The sequence below is a fragment of the Chryseobacterium lathyri genome (genome assembly GCF_019970085.1).
GTDB classification, from domain to species: Bacteria; Bacteroidota; Bacteroidia; order Flavobacteriales; family Weeksellaceae; genus Chryseobacterium; species Chryseobacterium lathyri.
On the sequence record NZ_JAHXYG010000003.1, the window covers coordinates 632,338 to 651,502 of the forward strand.

The following is a 19,165-nucleotide window of genomic DNA, read 5'->3' on the forward strand; positions in this document are numbered from 1 at the left end:
TATCTTATTAAATGTACGGTTTCATGAGAAAAAAGTTCCTATAAAAGTAGGAAATACCATCCTCCATAACGGCCAGTCGTGATTGATCCATTTTCTCTCATCGTACCAGAAATCGATTCCCTTCGAGCTTAAGATCTCTGTCATTTCAATATTTTTATCCCTGCAGATGTCCTGGTCAGAAGTGCTCAGTACAATGTGCATATGTTTGTATTTCCATGCCTCGTCATTCTTTACAAATTCTCTCGGGCAGTTAAAATATACGAGTTCATCTGAATACCCGTCCATGAAATTCCTGATGCTGAATGCTCCGGAAAGACAGAACAGATGGGAAACCACGTCCGGAAACCTGAAAGCAAAATTAGCGGCATGATAACCTCCGAAACTTGCTCCTGCCACTGCAACACGGTGTGTTTTATGAATTTTCTGGATATAGGGGATAAATTCCTGAATCAGAAACTGTACATACAGCTCATAATTCTTTATCCTTTTCTGAGGCGAAATTTTTTCATCATAAAAGCTCCAGCTGTCAATCGTCTGGATATTATAAAGCTTTACTTTTCCCTGTTCTATAAACCAATTGATACTTCCGTTGAGATGAAAGTCGTGATTTTGGGTGTATTGTCCCTGGGAAGTTGGAAACATAACGATGGGATATCCGTAATGTCCTGTAACCTCCACTTTAAGACTTGTTCCTAATATGTTTGAATAATAATCTGTATGTTCTATATGCGGCATTGATCAGTTTCTTTTATTATATATTGTGTTTAGCTTGTCAGTTTACTTTTGGGCGGCAGAATATTCAGCATTTCCGCCTGGATTTTTTCGGCAGCACTGTCTAGTCTTTGCTGTATAATGTCCGGATCGCTGGATTTGTAAACAATTCCTACATGATGATCGATCGGAAGGAATTTCACAGCTTCCTCGCTGCTGAAAACACTGTAATCAGGCTCTTTATCTTTGATCAGGGCAATAATGAGACCTGAATAGTAACCTGTAGGTTTCGAAGCCTTATAGCTTTTTCCACGCAGAAGGGCATCTTCAATCTTGGCCCATTCCCGCCAGATATTAATATTACTGGAGGCTTCAACAAGATCAGGAATGTGTGCGCCTCCAACTCTGGAGGATGTTTCAAGGAAATACCATTTTCCATCGGCTTTTCCACGGATAAATTCAGTATGGGTAGCTCCGTTCATTAATCCGAAACTGGAAAGAACTTTGGCATTGACTTCTTCAAGGGCTTTAAATTCATCGGAATATCTTCCCAGTGTTTTGGATCTGAATACACCGCCTTCATGAGAAACCTGCATAGGTGGTGCAAGGTATTTGGAAGCAGATGTAAATACAATTTCTTTATTAAAAGTCAGACTGTCCACATGATAGACATCTCCGGGTTTAAAACTTTCCAGCAAAAAAAGATGTCGCTCTTCACCAAGGGCATTCAGTTCGTTCCAGAGCTCATCTTGGGACGAAAATTTTTTAATCCCTGATGCTGATGCTTCTGAGCGGGGTTTTAATACCCAGGGAGCCGGAACTTTCTCTACAAAGCTGTTCACTTCATCATTATTAAAAACTGCTGTAAACTCCGGAACATTGATACCCGAATCTTTCGCTTTCTGGCGCATAGCCAGCTTATCCCTAAAATAGCGGTGTGTAGTCTGTCCCATTCCCGGAATACGGAATGTTTCTCTGATCAATGCAGCCTTCTCCACATCATAATCGTCGAGGGCCACTACAGCATCTACTTTCCTGGTTTTCATGAGATGTGAAAACCCCTGGACCAGATGATCCAGATTCCAGACAGAAGGTTTTAATTCAGACATATAAAATACCTCATCAATAGCATGCCATGGCCAGTTTTTTTCTTTAAGGCCTTCTGATGTTATCAAGATAATTTTATTACCGAGCTTCTTCATTTCGTCCATGAAGTCATAGCCCTTGTAATAGCACGAAATACATACTATTGTTTTCTCCTCCATATAATGTTTTTTAGTTTTTAGTAAATTATCAAAAATAAAAGCAATTTTTTATTGATTAATTAATGTTAAAAATCACAATAAACTGCGTTTTTGAAAATACATACTCAAGTATACAGAGAAATTTTGAAAAAAACTAATTTTTAGTGATAATTTTCAATTAAATCGGCCAGCAGCTGTACTCCAAAGCCGGTTGCTGCTTTTTCTTTTGAATATCCCGTACTTCCGAAAGCAACTCCTGCAATATCCAGATGTGCCCATTTAGGATGGTTTTCAATAAATTGCTCCAGAAATTTAGCGGCTATGATGCAATCACCGATAGGTTTCATAGAGATGTTTTTCAGATCTGCAACGTCAGACTGTATATCATCTTTCCATACATCCCATAAAGGAAGATTCCATACTCTTTGGTTGGTATTGTCTCCGGTTTTTACCAGAAGGCTTTTCAGCTCATCATGATTGGAGAACATGGCTCCGCAGGTATCGCCGAACATTCTTACAGAGCTTCCTGTTAAGGTAGCAAGGTCAATCAGAAAATCCGTTTTATAGTTTCTGGCAAGATAAGAAAGTCCGTCAGCGAGAATCATTCTGCCTTCTGCATCCGTATTGATTACTTCAATGGTTTTTCCGTTGTAGGCCGTAATAACGTCGCTTGGAAGAAAAGCCTTTTCAGAAATGGCATTATCCGTGATAGGAAGTACGGCAACGATATTCACCGGAAGCTTCATTTCTGCTGCATAGATCAGGGTTCCGATAACTGCCGTGGCACCTCCCATATCAGATTTCATGTAATGCATATTGTCCGGGTTCTTCAGAGAAATACCTCCTGTATCAAAAAGGACACATTTCCCGACTAAACCAAATGTTTTGGCATTTTTAACGGTAGTTTTATATTCGATAATGGTGAAAGCGGCATCATAAGCACTTCCCTGGTTAACCGACAGATAAGCGCCCAGGCCTAATTCTTCGCATTTTTTTCTATTGAATACAGTATATTTTAAATCATATTTCTTGGCCATATTTTTCAGAAACAGACTTAATATATCAGGTTTCTTAAGATTAGCCGGCTTATTCAACCATTCCTGACAGGTTGTTTGTCCGTTGGCTAACGCTTCAGCTTTTGAGCTGATTGTATCTAGTTTTTTCTGGCTTAAATTTTCAAAATGGATCTCAAATTTTGGATTCCAGAAAGCATGCTTTTTATCAAAAGGATAGCTGTATGTTCCAAAAAGTAAACCTTTTACGAACTCTTCGAACTGTTTCTCATTCAGAAAATCTGCTAAAACGAGACTAGGAATAGCCTGAAGCTTGTCTTTTTGTGTTTGGGAGAATTTAACGGCTACCTGCTGAACCTCAAAATTCTGCAGCGTGGATTTGCCCAAACCGATTAGATACATGATCCTTTCCTCATCAGTATGAATGAAAACCTCATATTTCTTTCCGGAGAAAAAAGAAGAGATGTTTTTATTGTAATTTTTGCTGGATTTTTTCCATTCTTCTTCTGTGAAAAGGTGAAAAACCTGTGTGTATTTTTTATTTTTTTTGTTGATCAGTTTCATAAGCTTAATTTTTAATGCTCTGTTGTTGTGGTTTTACTTCTACCGGATTTTCCGTGTTGTCATAGAACAGCCACTCAATGGCTCTGGGAAACTCCTGGGACCAGTAAAATTCACTGTGGGTTCCTTCCGGATTGATGCTGGTCCTGAATTCAAAGTCAAAAAGATTCTTCTTTTCCCAACGCTTTAGATATTCTTCAAAAACATGGATTCTTTTTACCATTTTGGAACCTTCCTGACCACCTCCATACAGGTATATTTTGGTTTTAAAAGGAACCCTGAAGCTCATCATCGGAAAATTATTGTTAGGTTCCACCCAAAGTGAAGGGGAGAAGATCAACAGTTTAGAATAAACCTCAGGATAAAGAAATCCGCTGTAAATACTGATCAGCGCGCCCAATGAGCTGCCCCCGATTCCTGTATTGTCACGGTCTTTTTTCGTGCGGTAGTGTTCATCCACAAAAGGCTTTAAAGTATCTGTAATGAAACGGATGTATTTTTTTCCTTCCGAGCCGTTCGCAATATTGTCATTGTCAAAGATATATTCCTTGATACGTTCTTCACTGCCGTGTTCTATCGCAATGATAATAACATCACCACGTCCATATTCCGCTAAAATAGAAAGCTTTTTATCAATTTCCCAGTTTCCGTACCCACTTCCTTCGTTGAAAAGATTTTGGGCATCCTGAAGGTAAAGTACGGGATAGCTTTTTTCAGAAACGTAATAGTCATAGGGAAGTACAGCCCATACTTTCCGGTAACGGTCAAGCTGGGGAATGTAGAATTCATCCGAAATAACTTCTGCAATTGGGAAAAACTCCTTTTTGAAAGGTCCCCAGTTGAGTCTCCATTTCTCTATTATATCAGAAGTTTTTCCTGCAGACTTTTCTGCTTTACGATTTGGAGTGATATTTCCGTATTTATCGAGTTCCACATTTTCCCAGCCTCCTTTTGTAAATTTGTATTCCACAATATCGGGAAGGATCTTGTCATCGATTTCTATAAAATAATTGTTAGGATCCAGCTGTTTAAGCTGATAATTGGAGTCTCTGGGATTCCAGTTATTGAAATTTCCGGTGATGTATACCGGTCTGTCGTCGCTTTCTTCAGTATAAAGTTCAAACCTCATCCTATGTGTTTAATATAATTTTGAAGCTAAATTTATAAAAAAGATTGTTTTAAAATCATAAAAAGATAAATATAAAAAATAATATATTTGATATTTGTGCCCAAAATCGGGAAATTAACATAATAATTATTTGATTAATTATTAATCGTTATTGTGGGGAATTTTCGTAGTTTCAAAGAAAAATAAAGTATAACTATATCTTGATGAATTCTGTTAAAACCTATACGCTGTTCACAGATCATGATATCTACCTTTTCAAAGAAGGCAGGCATTATAAGCTGTATGGGAAATTTGGAGCACATTCTGTTGAAAAAGAGGGTGTAAAAGGTGTCTATTTCTCGGTTTGGGCTCCTAATGCAAAAAAAGTTTCCGTTATAGGGAATTTCAACAACTGGAATCATAAAGATCATATTCTGTTTCCGCGGTGGGACGGATCGGGAATCTGGGAAGGATTTATCTCCGGACTTACCTGGGGGACGTTATATAAATATGCTGTAGAAACTGCCAGAGGTGAAATTCTGGAGAAAAGTGATCCTTTTGCTTTAAGCTGGGAGCAAAATCTGCAGGCAGCCTCGCTGGTTTCCACAACCTGGTACGAATGGAGTGATGAGGAATGGATGGAAAAGCGCTGGAAAAGCAACAGTCTGAATGCCCCGCTATCTGTATATGAGCTGCATTTAGGTTCCTGGGTAAGACAAGGTGATGCGCCGGATAAATATTTGAATTACCGTGATATTGCTGAGAAATTAGTTCCTTATGTAAAGGAGATGGGCTTTACGCATGTAGAATTCATGCCTGTTATGGAGTATCCGTATGATCCAAGCTGGGGGTATCAGATTACCGGCTTTTATGCAGCGACCTCACGTTTCGGTTCGCCGCAGGATCTGATGTTTATGATCAATGAGCTTCACAAAAATGATATTGGGGTTATTTTGGATTGGGTACCGTCTCATTTTCCGGGAGATGCCAACGGGTTGCACCGTTTTGATGGCTCTTACCTTTATGAACATGAAGATCCCAGAAAAGGGTTTCATCCTGACTGGAAGTCTTATATTTTCAATTACGGCAGAAATGAAGTGAAATCTTTCCTGATCTCGAATGCGATGTTCTGGCTGGAACGCTATCATGCAGACGGACTTCGTGTAGATGCAGTCACATCTATGCTTCATCTTGATTATTCAAGGAACGAAGGAGAATGGGAGCCTAATATTGAAGGGGGAAATGTAAATCTTGAAGCCAAAGCTTTTTTGCAGGAATTCAATACGGCTGTTTATAAAGAATTTGGAGACAGTATTGTTACGATAGCTGAGGAAAGTTCGGATTTCCCTATGCTTACAAAACCTGTTCATGATGGCGGGGTAGGCTTCGGAATGAAATGGATGATGGGATGGATGCATGATACGCTGGATTATTTTAAAGAAGCTCCGGAAAACAGGAAATACCACCATCATAAAATCACTTTTGCATCCGTGTATATGTATAACGAAAATTATATGATGCCGCTGTCGCATGATGAAGTGGTACACGGAAAAGCGAGCCTGATCTATAAAATGCCGGGTGATGAATGGCAGAAATTTGCCAATCTCCGCACCCTATATGTCTACATGTACACTCATCCGGGAGCCAAGCTTCTTTTTATGGGGGACGAATTTGCCCAGACCGGTGAATGGAATTTTACCAGAAGCCTTGATTGGCATCTGCTGCAGTATCCGGTTCATAAAGGAATGCAAAGTTTAGTCAAAGATCTAAATCATTTATATAGGAACGAAACTGCTTTTTATGAAAATCAATTTGATAAAAACGGATTTGAGTGGGTGGAAGCGGATGATCTCGAGAATTCAGTCTATGTGTATCTTAGAAAAGGCAAAAGAAGGGATGATGTATTGATGGTCGTTCTCAACATGGTTCCACAGGTTTTAGAATATACCATCGGAGTTAATGTAGGGACTCATTGGGAGGTTATTTTCAACTCTGATGACCAGAAATATGGCGGAAGCGGTGTAGATGCTGATATTCTGAGTGAGAAGCAGGAAGAATGGATGAGGCATCCAAAATCTGTCACGGTAAAACTTCCACCAATGGCAGGAATTGTTTTAAGACAGAAAAAAGATAAGAAATATAAATTACAGAGAATAAAACAACACAAGAAATAATCATTAGATGCTGAGGACTACAATAGGGTTTGATGAAATATAAATGACAGTGAAATTATGGTAATATATCATTTAAGTACAGAATGTTATCCGGTAGCAAAAGTAGGTGGTCTTGCAGATGTTGTGGGAGCGCTGCCGAAATATCAGAACAAAATAAAGGGAATAGAAGCCAAGGTTGTTATGCCCTGGTATAATAAATCTTTTGTTCATGATCATGAGTTTGACATAGTTTTTGATGGTTTTATTCATCAGGGAGAAAATATGCTTCAGGTCCAGGTCATGAAGGAGAAAACAGATGTTTTGGGATTTGAATTGTATATGCTGAAAATTCCCGGACTTTTAGATAGGGAAAACCCTTACGGATATCAGGATGAAAGTTTCCAGTTTTTAGCCTTTCAGCATGGGGTACTTCATTGGCTGAGTGCTATGAAGATCCGTCCGGATGTATTGCATTGCCACGATTATCATACAGGGTTAGTCCCTTTTATGACGCAGCATTGTCCTGAATTTGAATTTTTAAAGGGTGTAAAAACTATCGGCACCATCCACAATGGAGAGTACCAGGGAATGATGAGCTGGAATATGGCGAATTATATGCCCCATTTTGATTCCTACAAATGGGGGTTAATGGACTGGAACGGACTCATCAACCCGCTGGCAAGCATGATCAAATGTGCAGATGCTTTTACAACTGTTTCTGAAGGTTATCTTGAAGAACTGTTTATCAGTTTCCGCGGACTGGAAAGCCTGGTGCGCCAGGAGTTCGGAAAAGCATACGGAATCATCAACGGGATTGATACGGAAGTATGGGACCCTGAAACCGATCCGATGCTGGATTTTAATTTTAATATTAAAAATGCGGTAGCCCAAAAGAAGAAAAATAAAGAAAAGCTTTGCAAAGAATATGGTTTGAAGCCGGAACTTCCTCTGTTTGCCTTTATAGGAAGATTTGCTACCGAAAAAGGAGCGGATTTCCTGCCGGATGTAGTCTGGAAAAGCATTAAGCAGAGTTATGGTGCACTGAATATTATGATCCTGGGCTCTGGAAATGCTTATATTGAAAACAAACTTAAAGAATATGCATACACATATACCAATTTTGCGCTGGATCTGGGGTATAAAGAATACCTTTCCCATAAGATCTATGCATCCGCGGACTTTCTGCTGATGCCGTCGCGCGTGGAGCCATGTGGGCTAAACCAGATGTATTCTATGAGGTACGGAACAGTTCCTGTTGTAAGATATACCGGAGGCCTCAGAGATACAGTGGAAGATATTTCAACCGGAGGAGCGGGATTAAATTTTACCTATCCGGGAGTAGACGATATAGTACATGCCATGAACAGGGCATTGGGAATTTATAACCAAAAAGGAATTATGGAAGATCTTATCCATGCCAACATGAAATTTGATTTTGCATGGGAGAAATCTGCGGAAAAATATATAGCTTTATATAATAACTGATATCACGAAAATTTCCGGATTTCTTTTGCTGATCATAATCTAAAGAGTGCTTTAGATTAGCAGTAAACACTAAGAATAGAACAGTAAATTTAATTCAATAAAACGCAAGATACCTATGAAACGAAATGTAATCTCCATTGTTTTGGGAGGCGGCAGAGGGACAAGATTATTCCCGTTAACATATTCAAGATCCAAACCGGCAGTTCCTATTGCAGGAAAATACAGGCTGGTAGATATTCCTATTTCCAACTGTCTGAATTCGGGACTCAATAAGATCCTGGTTTTAACGCAGTTCAATTCAGCTTCCTTAAATTCACATATCAAGAATTCTTATCACTTTGACATTTTCAGCAAAGGATTTGTAGATATTCTTGCTGCTGAGCAGAACGTGGAAAACGATAGCTGGTACCAGGGAACAGCAGATGCGGTCCGCCAGTCGATGAAGCATCTCGAAAAATATGATTATGACTATATTCTGATCCTTTCCGGTGACCAGCTTTATCAGATGGATTTCAGGGAAATGCTCGATTTTCACATTAAAAACGGAGGTGATGTGACGATTGCTACCATTCCCGTGGTGGCAAAAGACGCCACAGGATTCGGAATTTTAAAGTCTGACGACGACGGAAACATTACATCTTTCTATGAAAAACCGGAATATGATATTCTGGATGGCTTAAAATCTGAAGTTTCAGAAGAAAACAAGCGTAAGGGAAAAGAATATCTGGCCTCGATGGGAATTTATATCTTCACGAGAACCATTCTTAAAAAAATGTTTGAAGATGGAGCCGGGGATGATTTTGGAAAAGATATTATTCCAAATTCTATCGGAAAATACAAAACACTGAGCTACCAGTATGAAGGCTACTGGACAGACATCGGAACCATAGAATCTTTCTACGAAGCCAACCTGGATCTGTGTCAGGACTTTCCGCAGTTTAATCTTTTTTCCTCTTCACCCATTTATACAAGAGCAAGGATGCTTCCGCCGTCCAAAATTAACGGTTCATACGTAAGCAAAGCTGTTTTCGGGGATGGATGTATCATTATGGCCGATAAGATCGAAAATTCTGTGATTGGGAACAGAACCAGAATAGATAAAGGAAGTACGATTGTCAATTCTTACGTAATGGGAGCCGATTTCTACCAGAATACTACCGAAATTGTGCTTAATGACAGAAACGGGTACCCGAACATGGGAATAGGAAAATACTGCTATATTGAAATGGCTATTCTTGATAAAAACTGCTATATCGGCGACAATGTAAAAATTATCGGCGGAAAGCATATTCCGGATGGCGATTACGGAACCCATTCCGTACAGGATGGAATTGTAGTGGTGAAAAAAGGAGCTGTTCTTCCTTCGGGAACCCATATCGGATAATGAAAGATATGGTTAGTTGACTAGCTATACATAAAAGAGGAGACATTATTGGGTCTCCTCTTTCTGTATATATAAGCTTCTTTTATTAAGATAGCCGTCTTCAGGAATTTCTGAAATTGAATACTGAGAAAAACCCGTTGAAAAAAGTAAAATCAAAGGAAATACAAATAACTTCTTCATAGAAAAATATTTAATTTTAGGCTTTTTCACGCATCAAAAAATATACCGTTATTTCAATATTTAAAAGTGGAGTTATTTTTATAAAATAATAAATTAATAATTGAAATTTCCAATTATAATGCAGTTTTTTCAAAAATAAAAATTGAATAATTCACTTTTATAATGTGGCTTATTTTAGAAATAAATTTTTCAAAATAACTGAGATATTGGTTACTTTTTTTATTTGTCTTACTTTTGCGTGATGCGTTTTTTTAAAATAATAGCCGTAATTCTTGTTCTTGTGGTAGGAGCCTATGCTGCTTCCATGTATTTTTTCGTGGACGAAAACAAGGATTTTAAGATAGAAAAAGAAGTCGATTATCCCATCGATAAAGTCTTTTCCCAGTTTAATAATCTCCAGCATTTTACCCGCTGGAACAATTTTTTTACAAGTTCACCATCAATTGATATCGATTATTATACCCCTTATGAAGGTCAGGGAAGTGCAATAAGCTATGTAGATCCGAAAAATGATACGGACGGAGAAATGTTCATCCGGTATGAAAATCCTGCTAAAAGCTTGAGATACCAGCTTTTTGAAGACAGGAATGAAAGCCCAACGGTAGTGGATGTTCAGTTCAAGCCTGTTTCTGCGGACAAAACAAAGATTACTTGGTATGTGCATACGCCTAAACTTTCCGTATTCAGAAGAGTGGAAAATTTTTGGACAGAAGACCGGTTTGCCGAAAATATTAATAAAAGCATGGTCAATCTGAAAAATGTTTTGGGCAATAAAGTGGAAAAAGACAATCAGATGGCTTCCATCAAGTATGACAGTCTCATGGTGGAAAACGAGGAAGATAAGCTGTTGCTGGGCATCAATGTAAGTGCATCCAACAAGAAAGAAGCACTGTATAAAAACATCGTTATGAATTACAGCAAAGTGTATAACTATGTCACAATGGATCTCGGTAAAAAAGACGATGAATTTGGCTTCCCGGTACTGATTACCGATGCCGATAATTACAAAGACAAAGAAGTTTCTTATTTCCTGGGAATTCCTCTTTCCAAAAAGATAGGAGTTCCGGATAATAATTTCAATTTCCGGACTGTAAATCCTTCTCAAAATTATGTGATGTACTACAAAGGAAGCTACGAGGGCAGAATACGGGCGGTTCAGCAGCTGATTCAGAAGGCTAAAAAAGACGAGATGCGCTTCGGAGATATCCGGCAAACCTTTATTGAACGTCCGATTGAAGGGCAGGAGGTGAATATTAAGCTCTCATTATCAGTGTTTAAGTAATTTTTTTTCGATTATTTTTTTCTTAATTTTTTTTAACGGTTTCAGGCTGTCTTAACTCGGTTTTTTTTATTAAATTTGAAGATTAATTCTACAAATAAATTTTAATAATAGATAAACTGTAATAATGGACAGATTTTCATTCCTAAACGCAGCTCATTCTCAGTTAATTGAGGATTTATACCAACAGTACTTAAAATTCCCGGATTCTTTAGAGCCATCATGGAAAGCCTTTTTTCAAGGCTTTGATTTTGCTTTGGAGAACTATGGAGATGACGATAACATCCAATATATCCAGGCTCCGGCCAATGCTGCTCCGGCAGTACAGCAGATCTCTCAGGCAGTAGCCGGCGGAGAAGTTCCTGAGCACATCAAAAAAGAGTTCAAGGTAGTAAACCTTATCGAGGCTTACAGAACAAGAGGGCACCTGTTCACAAAAACAAATCCTGTCAGAGAAAGAAGACATTATACGCCTACTTTAGACATCGAGAACTTCGGTTTGAGCAAGGAGGATTTAAACACAAAATTCAACTGTGCTGTTGAAACAGGAATGAAAGAGCCTGCTACATTACAGGACCTGATCAAGCATTTGGAAAATATCTACTGCGATTCTATCGGGGTAGAGTATACGTATATCAACAACGTTGAAGAAAAAGATTTCATTAAGAAGTGGCTTCAGGTGAACGAAAACCACCCAAGCCTTTCTGCTAATGAGAAAACTGAGATTTTATTAAAATTGAATCAGGCAGTAGCTTTTGAAAACTATCTTCACACAAAATTTGTAGGACAGAAAAGATTCTCTCTGGAAGGAGGCGAAACATTAATTCCCGCATTGGATCAGCTGATCTCACGATCTTCTCAACTTGGAGTGGATGAAGTGGTATTAGGAATGGCCCACAGAGGAAGACTGAATGTTTTATCAAACATTTTCGGAAAATCTTATAAGCAAATCTTCTCAGAATTTGAAGGAAAAGAATTTGAAGAGGATGTATTCTCAGGTGACGTTAAGTATCACTTAGGATCATCTAAAAAAGTGAAAACCGCTTCCGGAGAAGAAGTGGCCATCAACCTTACACCCAATCCATCTCACCTTGAAACCGTAGCAGCTCTTGTAGAAGGAATCTGCCGTGCGAAAATAGATGACAAATACAAAGGAGACGGTTCCAAAATTCTTCCTATCGTAATCCACGGTGACGGTGCTATTGCAGGTCAGGGGATTGCTTATGAAGTAGCTCAGATGATGACCTTAGAAGGGTACAGAACAGGAGGAACTGTTCATATCGTTGTCAACAACCAGGTATCATTTACTACAAACTATGCTGATGCCAGATCTTCAACATACTGTACAGACATTGCAAAAGTAACAGAATCACCTGTAATGCACGTTAATGCAGATGATGCTGAAGCGGTAGTTCATGCCATGCATTTTGCAGCAGATTTTAGAGCGAAATTTGGTAAAGACGTTTATATCGATTTATTAGGGTACAGAAAATATGGACACAATGAAGGTGATGAACCTAGATTCACACAGCCTAATTTGTATAAACTAATTTCTAAACATCCTAATCCAAGAGAAATTTATAAAGATAAATTACTTAAGGACAGCATTACATCCAATGATCTTATTGCAAAAATGGAATCAGATTTCAAAGCACTTTTAGATAAAGACTTTGATGCTTCCAAAGAGATCGAAAAAAATGCAATGGATCTTTTCATGGCAGAAGACTGGACCAACTATCCAATCGGAAAAAGAGGGGCAGTTCAGATTCCTGTAGATACAAAATATGACCTGGCTAAACTTAAAGAGCTGGCGATTAAAATGTCATCTCTTCCTGCTGATAAAAAGTTCATCAATAAAATTACAAGACTGTTTGATAACCGTGTTAAGGCTATCGAAGGAAATTCATTAGACTGGGCTCTTGGAGAATGGTTGGCCTATGCAACACTTCTTGTGGAAGGGCATAATGTGAGAATTTCCGGAGAAGATGTAGAGAGAGGAACATTCTCCCACAGACATGCGGTGGTGAAAACTGAAGATACAGAAGAAGAATATATCCCATTAAGACATGTATCAGAAAGCAGATTTGATGTATTCAACTCTCACCTTTCAGAATACGGAGTCTTAGGTTTCGACTATGGATATGCAATGGCTTCTCCTAATACACTGACGATCTGGGAAGCTCAGTTCGGAGACTTTGTGAATGGTGCTCAGATCATCGTTGACCAGTATCTGGCTGCTGCAGAGGAAAAATGGAAGATTCAGGACGGATTGGTAATGTTACTGCCTCACGGTTCAGAAGGTCAGGGTGCAGAACACTCTTCAGCAAGATTAGAAAGATTCTTAACGCTTTGTGCGAACGAAAATATGGTGGTAGCCAATATCACTTCACCTGCTAACTACTTCCACTTATTAAGAAGACAGCTTAAATGGACATTCAGAAAGCCGTTGATCGTAATGAGCCCTAAATCTCTGTTGAGACACCCGAAAGTGGTTTCTCCACTGGAAGATTTTGCAAACGGTTCATTCCAGCCGATCTTGGACGATCCTACAGCAGACCCTAAAAAAGTAGAAAAATTAGTATTGTGTTCAGGTAAATTATACTTCGAATTATTAGCGAAGAAAGAAGAGCTTAACTGTGAAAATATTGCACTGGTAAGATTGGAGCAGCTGTATCCGCTTCAGGCAGATGCATTAGAAACGATCTTCAGCAAGTATAGTAACAGAACACAATTGGTTTGGGCTCAAGAAGAACCAGAAAACATGGGAGCGTGGTCTTATATCCTGAGAAACTTCAGAGATACAGGAATCCAGGTAGTAGCTCCGGTACCAAGCGGTGCTCCGGCTCCGGGAAGCCACAAAATGTTTGAGAAAAACCAGAATGCAGTGATCAACAGAGTTTTCGACAGAGATGATGCTCCTGCAAAAAGACCCGTTACAGCGTAATTAAGAATAATACCCAATTAAAAAAATAAAAAATACTCAATATGTCAGTTTTAGAAATGAAAGTTCCTTCACCGGGAGAATCCATTACAGAAGTTGAAATTGCAACTTGGCTTGTGAAAGATGGTGATTATGTAGAAAAAGATCAGCCAATCGCAGAAGTAGACTCAGATAAAGCAACTCTTGAATTGCCTGCAGAACAAAGCGGTGTAATCACGTTAAAAGCAGAAGAGGGTGATGTAGTACAGGTTGGCCAGGTAGTTTGTTTAATTGATATGGATGCTGCAAAACCTGAAGGCGCAAGCGCACCGGCTGCAGAAGCTCCAAAACAGGAAGAAGCTCCAAAAGCTGCTGAACCAGCTAAACAGGAAGCTCCAAAACCAGCTGCTCCGGCACCGGCTCCACAAACGTATGCAACAGGAGCTCCGTCTCCTGCAGCTAAAAAGATTCTTGATGAGAAAGGTATTGAGGCTGGACAGGTTTCAGGAAGCGGAAGAGACGGAAGAATCACTAAGACTGATGCAGAATTAGCTGCTGTTCCTGCTTTAGGAGGAAGCCCTTCTACGGCAACAGGAGCTCGTACTACAACGACGACTAAACTTTCAGTTCTAAGAAGAAAAATCGCTTCAAGATTAGTTTCTGTAAAGAACGAAACAGCCATGTTGACAACTTTCAATGAAGTTGACATGTCTGAAATCTTCAGACTAAGAAAACTATATAAAGAAGAATTTGCTCAGAAACACGGAGTAGGACTAGGCTTTATGTCTTTCTTTACAAAAGCGGTGACAAGAGCATTACAGATGTATCCGGATGTAAATGCATCTATTGACGGAGATTACAAGATCAACTATGATTTCTGCGATATCTCAATCGCGGTTTCAGGTCCTAAAGGATTAATGGTTCCGGTATTGAGAAACGCCGAAAACATGTCTTTCGCTGGAGTTGAAGCCAATATCAAAGATCTTGCTACCAAAGTAAGAGACGGTAAAATTACAGTTGATGAAATGACTGGAGGTACATTCACTATTACAAACGGTGGTACTTTCGGATCTATGATGTCTACACCAATCATCAACCCTCCGCAGTCTGCTATCCTTGGAATGCACAACATTATCCAAAGACCGGTAGCAGTTGACGGTCAGGTAGTGATCAGACCAATGATGTATGTGGCAATGTCTTATGACCACAGAATTATCGACGGAAAAGAATCTGTAGGATTCCTTGTAGCGGTAAAAGAAGGTATCGACAACCCAGTTGAAATACTAATGGGAGGTGACGAAAGAAAAGGTCTTGGATTATAAATTTTAAGAAATTTTAATATTAACACAATCTCGCCCTAAAAAGGCGAGATTTTTGTATCTGTTAAAGAAATACTAAGATGATGTTCTCAAAAATGACTTCCAATATCAAAGTTTCAGTAATACCTGAATATGATAGTAAAAACAGTTATCCATCTGAAAACCGTTACGTCTTCAAGTATAATATTACGATAGAAAATGACGGCAGCTTTCCGATTAAAGTACTGAAAAGAAAATGGCTGATCTTCGATGTAGGCTTTGGATACACTGAGATTACAGGAGATGGTGTAATAGGATTGACACCAGAAATTCCTGTAAGCGAAAATTTTGCTTATTTCTCCAATGTAATGCTTCGGTCCGGAGTAGGAAATATGAGCGGAAAATACCTTGTTAAAAACATGGATACCCAGGAAACTTTTGAAATTGAGATTCCAAAATTCAACCTGCTCTCTGAAGTGTTAAGCAATTAGGAGTATTCCTTTTGAGATGATGTAGGAAATAAAATAATGATTGTGAATAGCAGTCGGTAGTAGAGGCTTTTTAAGTTATAATTTTTTAATATACTTTAGAAAAGACTCGTGTATTTCTTCATTTTCAGTAATAATTAATTTTTCAAAAGCCAGCAGGGCAATTTTTGCACAGGCTTCCGCATCGTCTCCGGCCCGGTGATGGTTAAGGTTGATCTGATGATGTTCTGCCAGATGTTTCAGACCGTATTTCGGAAGATAATTCCATGATTTTTTAGCCAGCTGAATGCTGCAAAGGTAATTCAGTTTTGGGGTAAACATGCCGTAATGCTCAAAACAGCCCCTTAAAACCCCTGCATCAAAGCTTGCATTATGGGCGATCATCAGGGTGCCATACATCATTTCTTCAGCTTCATACCAGATCTCATCAAAAGTAGGAGCATCCTGCACATCTTCCGGAGTTATCCCGTGAACACCAATATTAAATCTGCTGAAATAAGGGAAACTGGGCGGTTTGATCAGCCAGGTTTTCGTTTCTACGATTTTGGAATTCTGAACAACACATATGCCCATTTCACACGCTGAACTTTTTTCGTGAGTGGCTGTTTCAAAATCTATTGCGCAGAAATCCATTTTTTTGAGTGATGAGTTAAGAATTATGTGTTGCTGATTGGTTAGATGCTGGTTTTATTTAATATTCAAGGTTTAAAGTTTTTTGAAGTTAAGAATTTTTCCTGTAAAATACTATACTCCTTTAAGCGTCAGATATTGTACTTTATTTCCCTAATCCCTAAAATCCCTAAAACCTACTTCCTTCCACCTAAAAAATGTCTGAAGATCAGCCACTTCGACTGGTAGAATATATTTTTCTGATGCCTTTGACGAAGTTTCCATGTTCCTGGAAGTTGCTCATAAAACCCGAAATGAGCCCTTACCACAGCCCAAAGGTGTGGAAATCCATTCTTGAGTCCGAAATAAATTCCTGCAATTCCGTCTAAGCACAGCCTGAAAAATATGAGTCCTATCAGTTTAGGAAACGGCAGATTTTTCAACATCATAGAAAGATTGTTTCTGATGTTTAAATAAGTCTTTTGTGCACTTTGCTTATTCAGGGTTCCGCCCCCTACATGGTATACTTTTGATTTTCCCGTATAAAAGATCTTCTTCCCCGAATTAATCAGTCTCCAGCAAAGATCAATCTCTTCCTGATGAGCAAAAAACCTTTCATCGAAACCATTTTGCTCCCAAAAATCTTTTGAACGAATAAAAAAGCAACATCCTGAAGCCCAGAATATCTCTGTTTCATCATCATACTGGCCGTTATCCTCTTCAAGGTCGTCAAATACACGTCCCCGGCAGTAAGGGTAGCCCAGATTGTCAATAAGGCCTCCGGCAGCCCCGGCAAATTCAAACTGCTTTTTATTGTTGAAAGATAAAATTTTAGGCTGTACGGCTGAGATAGAAGGATTTTTTTCGAGCAGATTCAAGGCAGGATTGATCCAGTTTTCGGTAACCTCCACATCAGAATTGAGAAGGCAATAATATTCGTTTTTTATTTCCTTTAAACCTTCATTATACCCCCCTGCAAAACCATAATTCTGATTGTTTTTAACGATTTTTACGATAGGAAAATGAGTCTGTACAAATTCTATAGAATCATCGGTAGAAAGGTTATCTATTACATAAATATCTGCATCTTGGGAAAAACCAACAACACTGGGAAGAAATTTTTCAAGCCAGTTTTTACCGTTCCAGTTTAAAATGACAACTGCTAAATTTTTAGGCATCAGGATTATATTTTTTCAGCATCAAACGATTTAATAGAATCCTGGTACTTCCATTTTCTATGTGACCAGAGATAATTGTCCGGGTGCTTATGTAAAGTGTTTTCCAGAAGCTTATGAAATTTTCTTACCACTTCATGTTCCGTAAACTTTTCACCGTCAGGATAGATCCTGTGGTAGTTTACCTGGTAGTATCCCCGTTTTACTTTCTTCATTTCACAGTAAATGAAGGCAAGGTCCATTCTGGTAGCCAGCTTATCGTATCCTATAAATGCAGGGGTTCTCTGGTGCAGGAACTCTAATCCGTAATTGACGTGGGCAACATGCGGGGTCTGATCCGCTACAAACATATAAGCCGATTCACCATCATTTTTAGACCTGAAGATATTCATGATCACTTCATTGGCTTCTAGAGCTTCATTCCCAAACTTATTCCTAACTTTTTTCATCTGGTTCTCCCAGAAATCACTGTTTACTTTTCTGTATACCGGATGGCAATGTTTCTGCGGAATAATTCTTGCGAAAGCATTCATCCATTCCCAGTTAAAAACATGTCCGGCAAGCATGATCACATTTTTTCCTTCTGCTTTAGCTTCATGGAATGCTTCCTGATTGATGTGCTGCATTCTTACCCGGGATTCCGTTTCAGAAATACTGAAAGATTTAATGGTTTCTACAAGATAATCTGAAAAATTAAGATAAAATTTCTTTCTTATAATTCTTATTTCTTCCTCAGACTTCTCAGGAAAAGAGTTTTGGAGATTCTGCGTAATTACCTTCTTGCGATAGCCTACCAGATAATAATTTAAGAAAAACATAACGTCCGAAAAAATATACAATACTTTAAGCGGAAGTTTAGAAATGAGATATAATATTTTGATTAGGAAATTCATAAAACATGCAAATCTAGTGATAATAAAATTATGGTTCTATTTTTGCTTGCAATAAGTATTATTTTTTTTATTTTTATGTTATGAAAAAATTGTCGATCATAGCTTTTCTTGGACTAAGCATACTTGCTTTTTCTCAGGAAACCAAAAATGTACCGGAAGCAAGAAAGCAGGATAATGCCCTTCTGGTAAAACCTGATCATGCAGAGCTGGATGCGAAGAAGAAAGCAGCAGAAGAAAAAGCAAAACTTCCCAAACCTTATGATCCTAAAGCTAATGCTGAAGCTGATATTAACAAGCTAGTGGCTCAGGCTAAAAAAGAAGGTAAGAATATTGTGATTCAGGCCGGAGGAAACTGGTGTATCTGGTGCCTGCGCTTTAATAATTTTGTTCAGAACACTCCTGAACTGAAGGAAACTGTAGATAAAAACTATTTGTATTATCATTTGAATTATTCCCCGGAAAATAAAAATGAAAAAGTTTTTGCTAAATATGTGGACATTAAAGAAAAGCTTGGCTATCCTTTTTTCATAGTTTTGGATAAAAACGGAAAAATGATTCATGTTTTAAAAGACAGTTCTGTTCTTGAAGAAGGAAAAGGATACAGCAAAGAAAAAGTAAAAGAGTTCTTTGACCAGTGGGCTCCAAAGTCATAAAAAATACAACC

16 protein-coding genes are annotated in these 19,165 nt (G+C 38.5%); 8 read left to right on the plus strand and 8 right to left on the minus strand.

Annotated elements, in window-relative coordinates; translation table 11 throughout:
• Nucleotides 1–21: 21 nt before the first annotated feature.
• The 4 genes from LC418_RS12290 to LC418_RS12305 all read right to left on the minus strand — a co-directional run bounded on the left by LC418_RS12290 (nucleotide 22) and on the right by LC418_RS12305 (nucleotide 4,658).
• Entirely contained in the window at nucleotides 22–735 is a 714-nt protein-coding gene (locus tag LC418_RS12290; RefSeq protein WP_223559337.1) for an alpha/beta hydrolase-fold protein, read from the minus strand.
• 29 nt (nucleotides 736–764) lie between these two features.
• The gene (locus tag LC418_RS12295; RefSeq protein ID WP_223559338.1) at nucleotides 765–1,976 is read right to left on the minus strand and encodes an ATP-grasp domain-containing protein; all 1,212 of its coding nucleotides are present in this window, start codon (nucleotides 1,974–1,976) and stop codon (nucleotides 765–767) included.
• Nucleotides 1,977–2,116: 140 nt separating this feature from the next.
• A complete protein-coding gene (locus tag LC418_RS12300; protein ID WP_223559339.1) occupies nucleotides 2,117–3,532 on the minus strand; it encodes a leucyl aminopeptidase family protein in 1,416 nt (471 codons plus the stop codon).
• A gap of 4 nt (nucleotides 3,533–3,536) precedes the next feature.
• On the minus strand, nucleotides 3,537–4,658 hold the full coding sequence (locus LC418_RS12305; RefSeq protein WP_223559340.1) for an alpha/beta hydrolase-fold protein: 1,122 nt from the start codon (nucleotides 4,656–4,658) through the stop codon (nucleotides 3,537–3,539).
• 203 nt (nucleotides 4,659–4,861) lie between these two features.
• Here LC418_RS12305 and glgB point away from each other — a divergent pair, with 203 nt between their 5' ends.
• The 3 genes from glgB (at nucleotide 4,862) to LC418_RS12320 (ending at nucleotide 9,659) form a co-directional block, all read left to right on the plus strand.
• Complete coding sequence (gene glgB / locus LC418_RS12310) at nucleotides 4,862–6,811, plus strand: 1,4-alpha-glucan branching protein GlgB (RefSeq protein WP_223559341.1); 1,950 nt, start codon at nucleotides 4,862–4,864, stop codon at nucleotides 6,809–6,811.
• A 57-nt stretch (nucleotides 6,812–6,868) separates the two neighbouring features.
• Complete coding sequence (locus tag LC418_RS12315; protein WP_223559342.1) at nucleotides 6,869–8,275, plus strand: glycogen synthase; 1,407 nt, start codon at nucleotides 6,869–6,871, stop codon at nucleotides 8,273–8,275.
• Between the two features lie 115 nt (nucleotides 8,276–8,390).
• A complete protein-coding gene (locus LC418_RS12320; protein ID WP_111958143.1) occupies nucleotides 8,391–9,659 on the plus strand; it encodes a glucose-1-phosphate adenylyltransferase in 1,269 nt (422 codons plus the stop codon).
• A gap of 45 nt (nucleotides 9,660–9,704) precedes the next feature.
• On the opposite strand, the gene LC418_RS20920 is transcribed toward LC418_RS12320, so the two are convergent.
• Nucleotides 9,705–9,839 (minus strand): hypothetical protein, encoded by a 135-nt coding sequence (locus LC418_RS20920; protein WP_262901789.1) that lies wholly within the window; start codon nucleotides 9,837–9,839, stop codon nucleotides 9,705–9,707.
• Nucleotides 9,840–10,080: 241 nt separating this feature from the next.
• Between LC418_RS20920 and LC418_RS12325 the strand changes: the two genes are divergently transcribed.
• The 4 genes from LC418_RS12325 to apaG all read left to right on the plus strand — a co-directional run bounded on the left by LC418_RS12325 (nucleotide 10,081) and on the right by apaG (nucleotide 15,827).
• The gene (locus LC418_RS12325; protein ID WP_111958139.1) at nucleotides 10,081–11,121 is read left to right on the plus strand and encodes an SRPBCC domain-containing protein; all 1,041 of its coding nucleotides are present in this window, start codon (nucleotides 10,081–10,083) and stop codon (nucleotides 11,119–11,121) included.
• 124 nt (nucleotides 11,122–11,245) lie between these two features.
• On the plus strand, nucleotides 11,246–14,062 hold the full coding sequence (locus LC418_RS12330) for a 2-oxoglutarate dehydrogenase E1 component (protein WP_111958137.1): 2,817 nt from the start codon (nucleotides 11,246–11,248) through the stop codon (nucleotides 14,060–14,062).
• A 41-nt stretch (nucleotides 14,063–14,103) separates the two neighbouring features.
• Complete coding sequence (gene odhB / locus LC418_RS12335) at nucleotides 14,104–15,360, plus strand: 2-oxoglutarate dehydrogenase complex dihydrolipoyllysine-residue succinyltransferase (protein ID WP_111958135.1); 1,257 nt, start codon at nucleotides 14,104–14,106, stop codon at nucleotides 15,358–15,360.
• A gap of 77 nt (nucleotides 15,361–15,437) precedes the next feature.
• Nucleotides 15,438–15,827 (plus strand): Co2+/Mg2+ efflux protein ApaG, encoded by a 390-nt coding sequence (apaG, locus tag LC418_RS12340; protein WP_111958133.1) that lies wholly within the window; start codon nucleotides 15,438–15,440, stop codon nucleotides 15,825–15,827.
• 75 nt (nucleotides 15,828–15,902) lie between these two features.
• Here apaG and LC418_RS12345 read toward each other — a convergent pair whose 3' ends face one another.
• The 3 genes from LC418_RS12345 to LC418_RS12355 all read right to left on the minus strand — a co-directional run bounded on the left by LC418_RS12345 (nucleotide 15,903) and on the right by LC418_RS12355 (nucleotide 18,501).
• Nucleotides 15,903–16,457 (minus strand): 3'-5' exonuclease, encoded by a 555-nt coding sequence (locus LC418_RS12345; protein WP_111958131.1) that lies wholly within the window; start codon nucleotides 16,455–16,457, stop codon nucleotides 15,903–15,905.
• Between the two features lie 173 nt (nucleotides 16,458–16,630).
• Nucleotides 16,631–17,611, minus strand: coding sequence for a glycosyltransferase family 2 protein (locus tag LC418_RS12350; protein ID WP_223559343.1), 981 nt, complete (start codon nucleotides 17,609–17,611; stop codon nucleotides 16,631–16,633).
• A gap of 5 nt (nucleotides 17,612–17,616) precedes the next feature.
• Nucleotides 17,617–18,501 (minus strand): lysophospholipid acyltransferase family protein, encoded by an 885-nt coding sequence (locus tag LC418_RS12355; protein ID WP_223559344.1) that lies wholly within the window; start codon nucleotides 18,499–18,501, stop codon nucleotides 17,617–17,619.
• An 80-nt stretch (nucleotides 18,502–18,581) separates the two neighbouring features.
• Between LC418_RS12355 and LC418_RS12360 the strand changes: the two genes are divergently transcribed.
• Entirely contained in the window at nucleotides 18,582–19,154 is a 573-nt protein-coding gene (locus LC418_RS12360) for a thioredoxin family protein (RefSeq protein ID WP_111958125.1), read from the plus strand.
• The last annotated feature ends 11 nt before the right edge of the window (nucleotides 19,155–19,165 follow it).

Excerpts from the sequence above, each read along its gene's own strand:
- odhB (WP_111958135.1), top strand. The coding sequence starts at position 14,104 with ATGTCAGTTTTAGAAATGAAAGTTCCTTCACCGGGAGAATCCATTACA.
- LC418_RS20920 (WP_262901789.1), bottom strand. The coding sequence starts at position 9,839 with ATGAAGAAGTTATTTGTATTTCCTTTGATTTTACTTTTTTCAACGGGT.
- LC418_RS12325 (WP_111958139.1), top strand. The coding sequence starts at position 10,081 with ATGCGTTTTTTTAAAATAATAGCCGTAATTCTTGTTCTTGTGGTAGGA.
- LC418_RS12330 (WP_111958137.1), top strand. The coding sequence starts at position 11,246 with ATGGACAGATTTTCATTCCTAAACGCAGCTCATTCTCAGTTAATTGAG.
- apaG (WP_111958133.1), top strand. The coding sequence starts at position 15,438 with ATGATGTTCTCAAAAATGACTTCCAATATCAAAGTTTCAGTAATACCT.
- LC418_RS12345 (WP_111958131.1), bottom strand. The coding sequence starts at position 16,457 with ATGGATTTCTGCGCAATAGATTTTGAAACAGCCACTCACGAAAAAAGT.
- LC418_RS12320 (WP_111958143.1), top strand. The coding sequence starts at position 8,391 with ATGAAACGAAATGTAATCTCCATTGTTTTGGGAGGCGGCAGAGGGACA.
- LC418_RS12350 (WP_223559343.1), bottom strand. The coding sequence starts at position 17,611 with ATGCCTAAAAATTTAGCAGTTGTCATTTTAAACTGGAACGGTAAAAAC.
- LC418_RS12315 (WP_223559342.1), top strand. The coding sequence starts at position 6,869 with ATGGTAATATATCATTTAAGTACAGAATGTTATCCGGTAGCAAAAGTA.
- LC418_RS12360 (WP_111958125.1), top strand. The coding sequence starts at position 18,582 with ATGAAAAAATTGTCGATCATAGCTTTTCTTGGACTAAGCATACTTGCT.
- LC418_RS12295 (WP_223559338.1), bottom strand. The coding sequence starts at position 1,976 with ATGGAGGAGAAAACAATAGTATGTATTTCGTGCTATTACAAGGGCTAT.
- LC418_RS12305 (WP_223559340.1), bottom strand. The coding sequence starts at position 4,658 with ATGAGGTTTGAACTTTATACTGAAGAAAGCGACGACAGACCGGTATAC.
- LC418_RS12355 (WP_223559344.1), bottom strand. The coding sequence starts at position 18,501 with ATGAATTTCCTAATCAAAATATTATATCTCATTTCTAAACTTCCGCTT.
- glgB (WP_223559341.1), top strand. The coding sequence starts at position 4,862 with ATGAATTCTGTTAAAACCTATACGCTGTTCACAGATCATGATATCTAC.
- LC418_RS12290 (WP_223559337.1), bottom strand. The coding sequence starts at position 735 with ATGCCGCATATAGAACATACAGATTATTATTCAAACATATTAGGAACA.
- LC418_RS12300 (WP_223559339.1), bottom strand. The coding sequence starts at position 3,532 with ATGAAACTGATCAACAAAAAAAATAAAAAATACACACAGGTTTTTCAC.